A 12128-nucleotide genomic window follows, 5' to 3' on the forward strand; every position below is an offset into this window, starting at 1 on the left:
ATTCTACCGCAGCGGCGACATACTCTTTAATAATCAATTCCGATCTTTTCATAACCTGAAAGCATTAGAGGGACGTACAGTGCGCGAAGCTCGCGTGCCCCGTGCCGCAGCGACTATGATCGGGCGACATCCAACCAGGACACGCCGCAGCCATGCCGACACCCCCGAGCCACACCGTGCGCGCCAGCGCGGGCAACCTCGCTGGCAACGCCAGCAGCGACGCGCCGCCGCGCGCGTCGGTGACGACCGCCGACGGCGTGCAGTTGCCGCTCTATCGCTGGCAGCCCGCCGGCCCCACGCGCGCGACGGTCGCGCTGCTGCATGGTCTCGCCGAGCACGCCGGCCGCTACGCCGCGCTGGCCGGCCGGCTCAACGGCGCGGGCATCGAGCTCGTCGCGATCGATCTGCGTGGCCACGGCCATGCGCCCGGCAAGCGCGCCTACGTGAAGCGCTTCGACGACTATCTGCTCGACGCGCAGGCGCTCGTCGACGCCGCCGCGCAAAGCTGCGCACCGCTGTTCCTGATGGGGCACAGCATGGGCGGCGCAATCGCCGCGCTCCATGCGATCGAACGGCTTGCCGCAAGCGGCCGTCGCTTGAACGGCCTGATCCTGTCGAGTCCCGCGCTGGCGCCGGGCCGCGACGTGCCGCGCTGGATGCTCGCGGCGAGCCAGATAATCAGCCGCCTCTACCCGGGCTTCCCGGCGATGAAGATCGACCCCGCGCTGCTCTCGCGTCTACAGCCGGTGGTGAACGCCAATCGCAACGATCCGCTCGTGCATCACGACGCGATTCCGGCACGCACGGGTGCCGAGCTGCTGCTCGCGATGGCGCGCATCGAACGCGGCCGCGCGAATCTGTGCATGCCGCTGCTCGTCTATCACGGCACCGCGGACAAACTGACCGAGCCCGACGGCAGTCGCGCCTTCGGCGAGCACGCGGGCTCGCCGGATAAAACGCTTACGCTGTACGAAGGCAGCTATCACGAGACGATGAACGATCTCGACCGCGATCGGGTGATCGGCGCGTTGATCGAGTGGATCGAGATGCGGGCGGTGGGACGAAGCTGAGCGATGCGGGGTGCGACGGTGACCTCCTGGCGACCTCGAATTGACGGCTGCGCCCAGCGACGGTTGATGAACAGAACCACAGCGCTTGCGCCCGCCTACCGCTTCCAGTCCGGCGCGCGCTTGTCGATAAACGCCTGCACGCCTTCGAGCGCCGAGTCGTCCATCATGTTGCAGGCCATCGTCTGGCCGGCAAGTTGGTAGGCAGCCTCGATACCCATTTCGAGCTGCCGGTAGAACAGCCCCTTGCCCGCGCTGACCGCTTCGACCGGCTTCGCGCAGATGCTCGCGGCGAGCCGCGCGAGTTCGTCGTCGAGCATGTCGGCCGGGACCGCGCGATTGACGAGGCCCTGCTGCTGCGCCTGCGCGGCGTCGATGAAATCGCCGGTGAGCAGCATTTCGAGCGCCGCCTTGCGCGACAGGTTGCGCGACAGCGGCACCGACGGCGTCGCGCAGAACAGCCCGAGATTCACGCCCGAGACGGCGAAGCGCGCGGTATCGACGGCGACCGCGAGATCGCACATCGCGACGAGCTGGCAACCGGCCGCGGTCGCGATGCCGTGCACGCGCGCGATCACCGGCTGCGGCATGCGCTGGATCGTCATCATCAGCTTCGTGCAGCGCGCGAAAAGCCGCTGGTAATACTCAAGCGACGGCGCCGCGCGCATCTCCTTCAGATCGTGTCCCGCGCAAAACGCCCGCCCGGCCCCGGCGATCACGACAACGCGCGCGTCCGTCTTCGAGATCGCGCTCAAGCTCTGCTGCAGTTCGTCGAGCAATGCTTCGGATAGCGCATTGAACGCGGCGGGCCGGTTCATCGTCACGCGCACGACACCGCGCACGCGATACGCGTCGTGTTCGATCTCGACCAGTGAGACCTTGCCGCTGTCGGCGGGACTGGCGTTCATGGCTCGCTCCTCGCTGCCGGACGTTGTGGCGATATCAGATCCCGGCCAGCGCCCGCACGTGCGCGACCACGCTGCGCCCGAGCGCCGACAGGTTGTAGCCGCCCTCGAGACAGCTGACGATGCGCCCGCGCGCATAGCGCCGCGCGATCTCGCGCATCTGCTCGGTGATCCATGCGTAATCGTCCTCGACGAGCCCCATGTTGCCGAGGTCGTCTTCGCGATGCGCATCGAAGCCGGCCGAGATGAACAGCATCTCCGGCTTGAATTCGTGCAGGCGCGGCAGCCACAGCATGTCGACCGCCTCGCGCACGGCCATGCCGTTCGAGCGCGCCGGCATCGGCACGTTGCACATGTTGGACGCCTGGTTGTCGGCGCCCGTGAACGGATAGAACGGATGCTGGAAGATGCTGCACATCAGCACGCGCGGGTCGCCCGAGAACGCGGCCTCGGTGCCGTTGCCGTGGTGCACGTCGAAGTCGACGATCGCGACGCGCGCAAGGCCATGCACTTCGAGTGCATGACGCGCCGCGATCGCGACGTTGTTGAAGAAGCAGAAGCCCATCGCGCGCGCCGGCTCCGCGTGGTGGCCGGGTGGCCGCACGCTGCAGAACGCGTTGTCGTAACGGCCTTCGAGCACCGCGTCGGTGGCGGCGACCGCCGCGCCCGCGGCGCGCAACGCGGCTTGCCAGGTGTGCGGATTCATCGTCGTGTCGGGATCGATTTCGGCGATGCCCTCGGCCGGCGAGCGGCTGCGGATGTAGTCGACATGCGCCTGCGTATGCACGCGCAGCAGCGCGGTTTCGTCGGCGAGCGGCGCCGGCTCGCGCTCGATCAGCGTGTCGATGCGGCTCGCGATCAGTTGATCCTCGATCGCCTGCAGGCGCGCGGGACATTCGGGATGCCACCGCCCCATGTCGTGCAGCAGACAGTCGGCGTGGGAATAAAAGGCTGTTGCCATGGTTCTCTTGTGCGTCTCTTCTACGCGCGGCGCATGCGATGCGCGCGGCGTGTCTCCGTCGAGCGGCGCGCCCCGGCGCGCCAACATGCATCAAGTTACCACAGGCCGCCGCCGCGGCGTCGCCGCCTGACGGCTGTGGCACGATCGGCACGGTTTTGCGAAAGCCGTCGGGTATACTGCCCCGACCTGTTTCCCGGTGCCTCACTGTCTTCCACGCATTGCGCCCACTGCTCTCACTATGACCGTCAAGTCTGCCCTGTCCGCACGATCCACACGCAACCGGTTGCGCCTTGGCGCGCTGGCCGCCTCACTGTCCGCCGCATCGTGCATGCTCATGACAGCGAGTCCGGCGCACGCGCAAAGCGCCGCGCGCAAGGCGCCGGTGCTGGTCGCGCAGAGCCAGCCGCAGCAGCCGGTCCAGCAGGGGCAGACGTTCGAGGAAGAGATCATTCCGCAGCGTTACGCGAATAACGCGAATGTCGACGCGTTCATCAACGAGATGGTGGCGCGCTATGACTTCGACGCAGCCGCGCTGCACGCGCTCTTTGCCGGCGTCAGCTATTCGACGACCGCGGTGAAACTCGTGACGCCCTCGCCTTCGCCGTCGATCAAGAACTGGCGCGTGTATCAGGCGCGCTTCCTGGACCCGGTGCGCATCAATGCCGGCGTGCGCTTCTGGCGCGAGAACCAGGCCACCTTGCAGCGCGCCTATGAAGAGTTCGGCGTGCCGCCGGAAGTGATCGTCGGCATTATCGGCGTGGAGACGATCTACGGCCGCTACATGGGCAACTTCCGCGTGCTCGATGCCCTGACCACGCTGAGCTTCGATTACCCGAACACCGCCAATCGCGCGGATCGCCAGGCCACCTTCCGCAAGAATCTCGAAGACTATCTGGTGTGGACGCGCGACTCGCAGATCGACCCGACCACGGTGCTCGGCTCCTATACCGGCGCGATCGGCATTCCGCAATTCCTGCCGAGCAGCATCGTGCAATACGCGGTGAACTACGACGGCAACAAGGGGATCGATCTGCGTACGAGCCAGGCGGACGCGATCGGCAGCGTCGCGAATTATCTGCGGCAGAACGGCTGGGAAAGCGGCCGGCCGGTGGTGTGGCGCATCGCCTCGGATATCGGCAGCCTCGGCGTCGCGCAGGCGGCCGCCGACGGCCGGCCCGAACCGCACTGGCCGCTCGACCAGTTGCTGCGTGCCGGGCTCGTGCTGAACGAGCCGAACGTCGATATCGCCCAGGAAGCCGGCACGCCGGTGACGGTGGTCGATCTGCCGTCGCCGGGACGCGGCACCGAGTTCATGCTCGGCCTGAAGAACTTCTATGTGCTGACGCGTTACAACCGCAGTTTCTTCTATGCGCTCGCGGTGTATCAGCTGGGCCAGCGGGTCAAGGCGCAGATGCAGGCGCTCGATGCGGTCAATGCAGCGAAAGCGGCCAATGCGGTTGATACGGTCAATGGCACGGCATCGCAAGGAGCACAGGGAGCGCAAGCGCCGGCCGGTGCGCCGAACCCCGCTTCGCAATAAATGCCGCGACGAGGCGCCATGTGCGCTTCGCTTCGAACGACATCAAAAAGCGCCGGCTCGACCGGCGCTTTTTCTTGACACCTACGACTCGCGAGACTCGCTCGGCTCGCGCACTCAGGCCGGAAACACACCCGTGGACAGATAACGGTCGCCGCGATCGCAGACGATGAACACGATCGTCGCGTTCTCGACCTGGCGCGCGACACGCAGCGCGACTTCACATGCACCGCCCGACGAAATGCCGGCGAAGATGCCTTCGACCGACGCCAGGCGGCGTGCCATCGCTTCGGCTGCGGACTGGCTCACGTTCTCGACGCGATCCACGCGGCTGCGGTCGAAAATTTTCGGCAGATAGGCTTCCGGCCATTTGCGGATGCCGGGAATACGCGAACCTTCCTCGGGCTGCGCCCCGATGATTTCAATCTGCTGATTCTGTGTTTTCAGATACGTCGACACGCCCATGATCGTGCCGGTCGTTCCCATCGACGACACGAAGTGCGTGATGCGCCCTTCGGTGTCGCGCCAGATTTCCGGGCCCGTGCCTTCGACGTGCGCCGCCGGATTGTCCGGGTTCGCGAACTGGTCGAGGATGATGCCCTTGCCTTCGCGCTGCATCTGCTCGGCGAGATCGCGCGCGTATTCCATGCCGCCCGTGACCGGCGTCAGAATGATCTGCGCGCCATACGCGGCCATGCTCTGACGGCGCTCGACCGACAGGTCTTCCGGCATGATCAGCACCATCTTGTAGCCGCGGATCGCCGCGGCCATCGCCAGCGCAATGCCGGTGTTGCCGCTCGTCGATTCGATCAGCGTGTCGCCCGGCTTGATGCGGCCGCGCGCTTCCGCCTTCTTGATCATCGACAACGCCGGACGGTCCTTCACCGATCCAGCCGGATTGTTGCCCTCGAGCTTGGCGAGAATCACGTTGTTGCGGCTGCGGATCTCGTCGTCGGGGAGCCGGACCAGTTGCACGAGCGGCGTGTTGCCGATCGTGTCTTCAATCGTTTTGTATGCCATATCGGGTTCTGAAGCGAGCGATGCGCGAAAGTTTGTATTCAGTCCGTTGATTTTAAACCACCCTCTGCGACGCTGCCGTGCGCCCCTTCTGCCCGCATGGATGCCCGCACCGGCAAGGCCCAAAGCCCGCGGCCGGGGAGCCGCGGGAGCCCGTCATGGAAATGACAGCTGAAGGCGTGTCCATTTACGCCACTCACGCCACTCGCGATGGAGCAACGACAGCAGAACAAACTGAAAGCGGCCGCGGACCGCGCGTGCGCACGAAGCAGGCGAGCCGGATGCCCGCGGTGGTACGAAACCACACGAAACTGCACGAGCTTGCACACACGCGGCCCGCGCGCTTACTTCTTCACCGCCACGGCAGTGCCGTCTTTAGCCGTGACGGCCGGAACGGCCGTGCCCTTGGCCGGAGCCGCCGCCGCAACCTGCGCGCCAGCAGCCGCGCCAGCCGGACCGACAGCGAGACCCTCCGCCTGCAGGCGCTCGATGGTATGCCCGCCCATGCCCTTGACGCGCTTGCCGAGATCGGCCGGGTCCTTGAACGGGCCATGAGCGGTACGCTCGTCGAGAATGGCTTTCGCCTTCGCGGGACCGATGCCCTTGATGCCGCGCAGCGCATCCTCGTTAGCCGTGTTGACGTCGACCGTCGCATACGCGTGGCCGAAAGCGGCGAGCATGGCCGCGGTAACCAGAACTTTTCGAAACATATTGGAATCTCCCTGTTGCCACTGACCGGCGACCATCACCGGTCAGGAGATTCCAGTTTAAAGAGGTATCCGAATTATTTACACCTGGCCGAATAGCCAACGTACGTAGCGATCGACACCTTCCTGCACGCTCAGAAACGGCGCATCGTAGCCGGCCGCGCGCAGCTTCGACTGGTCGGCCTGGGTGAAGCACTGGTACTTGCCGCGCAGCGCGTCGGGGAACGGCACGTATTCGATAAGCCCGCGCTGTACCTGCTCCGCGAGCGACAGCGCCGGCTCGTTATTCAGCGCGCGCAGCGTGTTGACCACGGTGCTCGCGATGTCGTTGAACGGTTGCGCGCGGCCGGTGCCGAGATTGAAGATGCCCGATTTTTCGGGATGATCGAAGAAGAACAGGTTGACCTTCACGACGTCTTCGACCGAGATGAAATCGCGCGTCTGCTCGCCGGCAGCATAGCCGTTGTATTCGCCGAACAGCTTGACCTTGCCCTCGGCGCGGAACTGGTTGAAGTTGTGAAACGCGACCGACGCCATGCGCGCCTTGTGCGTTTCGCGCGGCCCGTACACGTTGAAGTAGCGGAAGCCGGCGATCTGGCTCTTCGCGGCGGGCAGCACGCGGCGGATCACCTGGTCGAACAGGAACTTCGAATAGCCGTACACGTTGAGCGGCTGCTCGACCTCGCGCTCCTCGACGAAGCGGCTCGAACCGCCATACGTCGCCGCCGACGAAGCGTACAGGAACTGGATGTTCTGCGCGAGGCAAACGTCGAGCACGTCGCGGCTATAACGATAGTTGTTGTCCATCATGTAGCGGCCGTCGGTTTCCATCGTGTCCGAGCAGGCGCCTTCGTGGAAGATCGCGCGCACCTTGCCGAAGTCGCCGCGCGCAAAGCGCTCGACGAATTCGGTCTTGTCGAGATAGTCGTCGATTTCGCAGTCAACCAGATTGCGGAACTTGTCCGCGCGCGTCAGATTGTCGACGGCGATGATGCGTTGTTCGCCGCGCTCGTTGAGCGCCTTCACGAGATTGCTGCCGATAAAACCGGCCGCGCCGGTGACAATGACGGTCATGATGATCCTGCGGTAGTTGAGCCTGCGGTAATGAGCCTGCGGTATGAGCTTCGCTCGGTCGCCTGCGCGAGCCCTGCGCGTCCGCCTGGACGGCAGGGCCCGGCAAGCTGCGTCAGGAAAAGAGTTCGTCGTAGTCGACGGTGGCGGTGCCGAGTTTGCCGACCACGATGCCGGCCGCGCGATTCGCGAGCCCGACCGCTTCGACAAGCGAGAGCCCCGCGCCGAGCATCGCGGCGAGCGTCGCGATCACGGTGTCGCCCGCGCCCGACACATCATACACTTCGCGTGCAACGGCCGACGCATGCAGGATGCCGTCGTCGGCGAACAGCGTCATGCCCTCTTCCGAGCGCGTCAGCAGCAGCGCCTTGAATTCGAGTTCGGCACGCAGCTTCGTCACGCGCGCGAGCAGATCCTCTTCGGACTTCCACTGACCGACCACCTCGCGCAACTCGGCGCGATTCGGCGTGATCAGCGTGGCACCGCGATAGCGTTCCCAGTCGTCGCCCTTCGGATCGACGAGCACCGGCTTGGCCGCCGCGTGCGCCTTCGCGATCATCTGCGTGACGTGCGTGAGACCGCCCTTCGCGTAATCGGACATCAGGATCACGTCGTGCGCCGGCAGCAGTTCGTCGAAGCGCGCGAGCCCCGCGAGCAGCACTTCGTGCGCCGGCGAATTTTCGAAGTCGACGCGCAGCAGTTGCTGCTGACGCGACAGCACGCGCAGCTTGATCGTCGTGAGCAAATCCGGATCGCGTTCGAGATGCGGCGTCACGCCGCTTTCGTCGAGCAGCTGCACGATGCGCTCGCCGGGCTCGTCATGGCCGACCACGCACAGGAGACCCGCCTGCGCGCCGAGCGCCACTGCGTTGCGCGCGACGTTCGCCGCGCCGCCAAGACGGTCTTCCTGACGCTGCACGTGCACCACCGGCACCGGCGCTTCCGGCGAAATGCGGTTCACGTCGCCGAACCAGTAGCGGTCGAGCATCACGTCGCCGACCACGAGCACGCGCGCCGCGCCCAGTTGCGCGCGCGGCACGACCGTCAACGGCATGGCCTGCCTGGACGCGGAAGCCGCGGGTAGGGTCTCAGGCATCGCCCGGAAGTTCAGAGGGTTGGGCATAGGGGCGTCCAATGGCGTGATAGTCGATGCCGAGTTCGGTCATCGCGTCCGGCTCGTAGAGATTGCGGCCATCGAAAATCAGCGGCGTCTTCAGTACCGATTTCAGATGCACGAAGTCCGGACTCTTGAACTCCTTCCATTCGGTCACGATCACGAGCGCGTCGGCGCCCGTCAGCGTTTCGTCCTGGGTGCTCGCGAAGCTCAGACGCGCGAGCTGCTCGGGTGCATCGTGCAGGTCCATGGCGAACACGCGGCGCGCTTCCGTGACCGCGACCGGATCGTACGCACGCACCTGGGCGCCGCGCGCGAGCAACTCGCCGATCACGCGGCGGCTCGGCGCCTCGCGCATGTCGTCGGTATTCGGCTTGAATGCGAGCCCCCATACCGCGAACGTGCGGCCGCTCAGATCGTCGCCGAGCTTCGCCGCGATCTTGTTCACGAGCACGTCCTTCTGCTGGTAGTTCACTTCCTCGACCGCTTCGAGAATGCGCAGGTTGTGGCCGCTTTCGCTCGCGGTGCGGATCAGTGCCTGCACGTCCTTCGGGAAGCACGAGCCGCCATAGCCGCAGCCCGCATACAGGAAGTGATAGCCGATGCGCGGATCGGAGCCGATGCCGCGGCGTACCGACTCGATGTCGGCGCCGACTTTATCCGCGAGATTCGACATCTCGTTCATGAACGAGATGCGCGTCGCGAGCATCGCATTGGCCGCGTACTTAGTGAATTCGGCCGAGCGCACGTCCATGTACAGCGTGCGTTCGTGGTTGCGATTGAACGGCGCGTAAAGGCGCTTCATCATTTCGCGCGCGCGCTGGCCGGCTTCGTCTTCGTCGATGCCGATCACGATGCGATCGGGGCGCATGAAATCGTCGACGGCCGCGCCTTCCTTCAGGAACTCGGGATTCGACACCACCGAGAAACGATGCTGCCTGCTGTCCGCGAGGCCGCGTTTCGCGAGCTCTTCCTCGATCACTGCGCGCACGCGCTGCGCCGTGCCGACCGGCACCGTCGATTTGTCGACGATCACCTTGAAGCCGTTCATCGTGCGGCCGATATTGCGCGCCGCCTCGAGCACGTATTGCAGATCGGCCGAGCCGTCCTCGTCGGGCGGCGTGCCGACCGCGATGAACTGCACGTCGCCGTGCGCGACGCTCGCCGCGACGTCGGTCGAAAACGTGATGCGTCCGGCCGCGCGCGTACGGGCAATCATCTCCTGCAGGCCCGGCTCGTGAATCGGCACGCCACCTTTGTTGAGGATGTCGATCTTGCGCGGATCGACGTCGAGACAGAAGACGTCGTTGCCGATCTCGGCGAGACACGCTCCGGTGACGAGGCCCACATAGCCAGTGCCGATAATGGTGATTTTCATACGTTTTCCGGTAGAGGGGTCCGGTGATGAGTGCCGGTCATGAGGCCGGCGGCGATGAATTCGTGGTGAAGCCCGCGCCGCTCGAACGGGGGCGGCTGGCATACGCGCAACGCGGTGGCCGCCGCGCCTGCCGGTCCGAGCGGCGCGGCGTCAGTTCGGCGCGGCAATCGGCTCGACACGGCGTGGCGCATAGGTTTCCCAACCGCTGCAGCCCGGGCATTGCCAATAGAAAAGCCGCGCCCTGAAACCGCAATTCTGGCACGTATAACGTGGCAGATTTTTGGTGCGCTGGCGGATCAGCGTGCGCATCAGCTCCAGTTCGCTGCGGCGCGGTTCTTCCGCGACCGCCTGCTGCGCCTCGAGCAAACGCGTCATGCCGGCCAGATTCGGCGACTTCTGCATTTGCGAGCGCGCGAGCGCATGCGCCGCCTCGGCGCCGCGCAGCGACGCGACGTGCTGATAGGCGACGTCGAGCAGATCGTTGTTCGGATGCTGGTCCACCCAGCTCGTGAGCAGATCGGCGCCTTCCTGCGCACGGCCGAGCGCTTCGTAGGCCTTCATGATTTTTTCGGCGACGAGCGGCAAATATGCGGAGTTCTGCTCCTCGACGCGCCGCCATTGCCGGACCGCCGCTTCGGGCTCGCCGCCGGCCGCGTCGACGTCGCCGAACAGGATCGTCGCGCGCACGTTGATCGGGTTCGCCTTCAGCGCAAAGCCAAGCTGGCGGCGCGCTTCGTCCGGCTTCTTCTGCTGCAAGGCTTCCTGCGCGAGCTCGCAATGGAACTGCGCGATTTCCTTATCGAGCGACGGCGCGCCCATCGTTTCGAGATGGCGCGCGGTGTCGATCGACTTGATCCAGTCCTTCTCGATTTCGTAGATCGTGAGCAGCGCGCGTTGCGCGCCCAAAGCGTAATCGCCGGCCTGCAGCGAGCGGAAGGTTTCTTCCGCACGATCGAGCAGGCCCGCTTTCAGGAAGTCCTGACCCAGTTCGTAGAGCGCGTGATCGCGTTCGCTGACGGGCAGGTCCGCGCGGCTCAACAGGTTCTGATGCACGCGAATCGCGCGATCCGTTTCGCCGCGGCGGCGAAACAGGTTGCCGAGCGCGAAATGCAGTTCGACCGTTTCGGGGTCGAGCTTGACGACCTCGATGAACGCGTCGATTGCCTGGTCAGGCTGCTCGTTGAGCAGGAAGTTCAGGCCGCGAAAATACGAGCGCGGCAGGTTCGCGCTTTCGGACAGCAGCGTCTTGAGGTCGTAGCGCGCCGCCATCCAGCCGAATGCGAATGCGACGGGTATGACAAGCAGCCACCAGAAGTCTAGATCCATGCGATTGATGCAAATGTGCGGGCAAGCGGAAACGAAAAGCCGCGCTCAACGCGCGCGGCACGGGGAAATTCAGATCAACGGCGGCAGCGGCGGCTGTTCGACGACCGGCGGCGTTTCGCGCGCCACACGCAGCTCGCGCTTGAGACGGCCATTTTCCATGCGCAAGCGCACGACGGCCGGCATCGCCGACACAAGCCCCGCGAGCAAACCGACCACGAAAAACGCGAGGCCAATCAGGATCAGGGGCGCCGACCAGGCATAGCCGGCGAGGAAATTCAGCGTAGCGGGTTGCGTATTGGACAGTGCCAGCACCAGCAGCAGCACGAACACCAGCACGCGGATCAGCCAGACGATAAATTTCATGAGTAAGTCTCTTGACGGCAGTTGCGGGGTGACGCCGGCTTGATGACGCGTCGCGCCACGGTGTTGCCCGCGCCGAAGTGACCCGTATTGTAATTGAAGCCCTCGCGGCTGGGCAGCAGGTGGTGGCGCAGAGGCTTGCCGGGGGCTGGTCTCTGGTTGCCGCGAGCGGAAGTGCGGGCGCACATAGGAACGGCAAGCGCCGCCTGGTTTGTGACCTGCGCCTGCGTAGGTATCACCGCACCAGCCACACAGTACAGACGAAAAAAAAGCGCCCGAAGGCGCTTTTCCTGGTCTTTTGCCGACTGGCTTTGGCCGCTGACGCTAGCTATGCCACGCTGCACAGCGAAGCATTTACAGGTCGTCATCCGGCTCTTCGGCCTTCAACGGCTCGCCCGCGCGGCGATCCACCCGCTCGCGCAACTCCTTGCCCGGCTTGAAGTGCGGTACGTACTTCTCAGGTACCAGCACCTTCTCGCCCGACTTCGGATTGCGTCCGACGCGGGAGGGACGGCGGTTGAGGCCGAAGCTGCCGAAGCCGCGAATTTCGATGCGATGGCCGTTGGCAAGCGCCTCCGACATCGCATCGAGCATCGTCTTCACCGCGAAATCCGCATCTTTGAGAACAAGCTGCGGAAATCGCGTAGCCAGCTGGGCGACCAATTCCGATTTGGTCATACTGCAG

Annotated in this window: 12 protein-coding genes; 2 read left to right on the forward strand and 10 right to left on the reverse strand. The window is 65.1% G+C overall.

From position 1 onward, the window contains the following. Window positions 1–152 precede the first annotated feature (152 nt). Window positions 153–1070, forward strand: coding sequence for an alpha/beta hydrolase (locus tag G3N58_RS16915; RefSeq protein ID WP_205999679.1), 918 nt, complete (start codon window positions 153–155; stop codon window positions 1068–1070). A 95-nt stretch (window positions 1071–1165) separates the two neighbouring features. Here G3N58_RS16915 and G3N58_RS16920 read toward each other — a convergent pair whose 3' ends face one another. Further along, window positions 1166–1975 (reverse strand): enoyl-CoA hydratase, encoded by an 810-nt coding sequence (locus G3N58_RS16920; protein WP_167049485.1) that lies wholly within the window; start codon window positions 1973–1975, stop codon window positions 1166–1168. A gap of 34 nt (window positions 1976–2009) precedes the next feature. Next, window positions 2010–2933: a histone deacetylase family protein gene (locus G3N58_RS16925; protein WP_167049487.1), complete on the reverse strand. Its 924-nt coding sequence runs from the start codon at window positions 2931–2933 to the stop codon at window positions 2010–2012. A gap of 328 nt (window positions 2934–3261) precedes the next feature. Between G3N58_RS16925 and mltB the strand changes: the two genes are divergently transcribed. Beyond that, the gene (mltB, locus tag G3N58_RS16930; protein WP_241016321.1) at window positions 3262–4473 is read left to right on the forward strand and encodes a lytic murein transglycosylase B; all 1212 of its coding nucleotides are present in this window, start codon (window positions 3262–3264) and stop codon (window positions 4471–4473) included. Between the two features lie 114 nt (window positions 4474–4587). On the opposite strand, the gene cysM is transcribed toward mltB, so the two are convergent. The 8 genes from cysM to G3N58_RS16970 form a co-directional block, all read right to left on the reverse strand. After that, complete coding sequence (cysM, locus tag G3N58_RS16935) at window positions 4588–5490, reverse strand: cysteine synthase CysM (protein WP_167049491.1); 903 nt, start codon at window positions 5488–5490, stop codon at window positions 4588–4590. A 341-nt stretch (window positions 5491–5831) separates the two neighbouring features. Beyond that, entirely contained in the window at window positions 5832–6197 is a 366-nt protein-coding gene (locus tag G3N58_RS16940) for a helix-hairpin-helix domain-containing protein (RefSeq protein WP_167049493.1), read from the reverse strand. 78 nt (window positions 6198–6275) lie between these two features. Then, a complete protein-coding gene (gene rfaD / locus G3N58_RS16945; RefSeq protein ID WP_205999680.1) occupies window positions 6276–7268 on the reverse strand; it encodes an ADP-glyceromanno-heptose 6-epimerase in 993 nt (330 codons plus the stop codon). 112 nt (window positions 7269–7380) lie between these two features. Further along, a complete protein-coding gene (gene rfaE1 / locus G3N58_RS16950) occupies window positions 7381–8388 on the reverse strand; it encodes a D-glycero-beta-D-manno-heptose-7-phosphate kinase (protein WP_275691481.1) in 1008 nt (335 codons plus the stop codon). After that, window positions 8354–9757 (reverse strand): UDP-glucose/GDP-mannose dehydrogenase family protein, encoded by a 1404-nt coding sequence (locus tag G3N58_RS16955; RefSeq protein WP_167284697.1) that lies wholly within the window; start codon window positions 9755–9757, stop codon window positions 8354–8356. Before G3N58_RS16955 ends, rfaE1 begins: the two co-directional genes overlap by 35 nt. Before the next feature lie 150 nt (window positions 9758–9907). Next, entirely contained in the window at window positions 9908–11083 is a 1176-nt protein-coding gene (gene lapB / locus G3N58_RS16960) for a lipopolysaccharide assembly protein LapB (RefSeq protein ID WP_205999681.1), read from the reverse strand. Window positions 11084–11152: 69 nt separating this feature from the next. Next, entirely contained in the window at window positions 11153–11446 is a 294-nt protein-coding gene (locus G3N58_RS16965) for a LapA family protein (RefSeq protein WP_167049501.1), read from the reverse strand. A 351-nt stretch (window positions 11447–11797) separates the two neighbouring features. Next, a complete protein-coding gene (locus G3N58_RS16970) occupies window positions 11798–12121 on the reverse strand; it encodes an integration host factor subunit beta (protein WP_007180889.1) in 324 nt (107 codons plus the stop codon). Window positions 12122–12128 lie beyond the last annotated feature (7 nt).

The organism is Paraburkholderia sp. Ac-20342, from assembly GCF_017104985.1.
GTDB lineage: Bacteria > Pseudomonadota > Gammaproteobacteria > Burkholderiales > Burkholderiaceae > Paraburkholderia.

Coding starts and splice junctions, on each gene's coding strand:
- G3N58_RS16915 (WP_205999679.1), top strand. CDS start 153: ATGCCGACACCCCCGAGCCACACCGTGCGCGCCAGCGCGGGCAACCTC.
- G3N58_RS16920 (WP_167049485.1), bottom strand. CDS start 1,975: ATGAACGCCAGTCCCGCCGACAGCGGCAAGGTCTCACTGGTCGAGATC.
- G3N58_RS16925 (WP_167049487.1), bottom strand. CDS start 2,933: ATGGCAACAGCCTTTTATTCCCACGCCGACTGTCTGCTGCACGACATG.
- mltB (WP_241016321.1), top strand. CDS start 3,262: ATGCTCATGACAGCGAGTCCGGCGCACGCGCAAAGCGCCGCGCGCAAG.
- cysM (WP_167049491.1), bottom strand. CDS start 5,490: ATGGCATACAAAACGATTGAAGACACGATCGGCAACACGCCGCTCGTG.
- G3N58_RS16940 (WP_167049493.1), bottom strand. CDS start 6,197: ATGTTTCGAAAAGTTCTGGTTACCGCGGCCATGCTCGCCGCTTTCGGC.
- rfaD (WP_205999680.1), bottom strand. CDS start 7,268: ATGACCGTCATTGTCACCGGCGCGGCCGGTTTTATCGGCAGCAATCTC.
- rfaE1 (WP_275691481.1), bottom strand. CDS start 8,388: ATGCCCAACCCTCTGAACTTCCGGGCGATGCCTGAGACCCTACCCGCG.
- G3N58_RS16955 (WP_167284697.1), bottom strand. CDS start 9,757: ATGAAAATCACCATTATCGGCACTGGCTATGTGGGCCTCGTCACCGGA.
- lapB (WP_205999681.1), bottom strand. CDS start 11,083: ATGGATCTAGACTTCTGGTGGCTGCTTGTCATACCCGTCGCATTCGCA.
- G3N58_RS16965 (WP_167049501.1), bottom strand. CDS start 11,446: ATGAAATTTATCGTCTGGCTGATCCGCGTGCTGGTGTTCGTGCTGCTG.
- G3N58_RS16970 (WP_007180889.1), bottom strand. CDS start 12,121: ATGACCAAATCGGAATTGGTCGCCCAGCTGGCTACGCGATTTCCGCAG.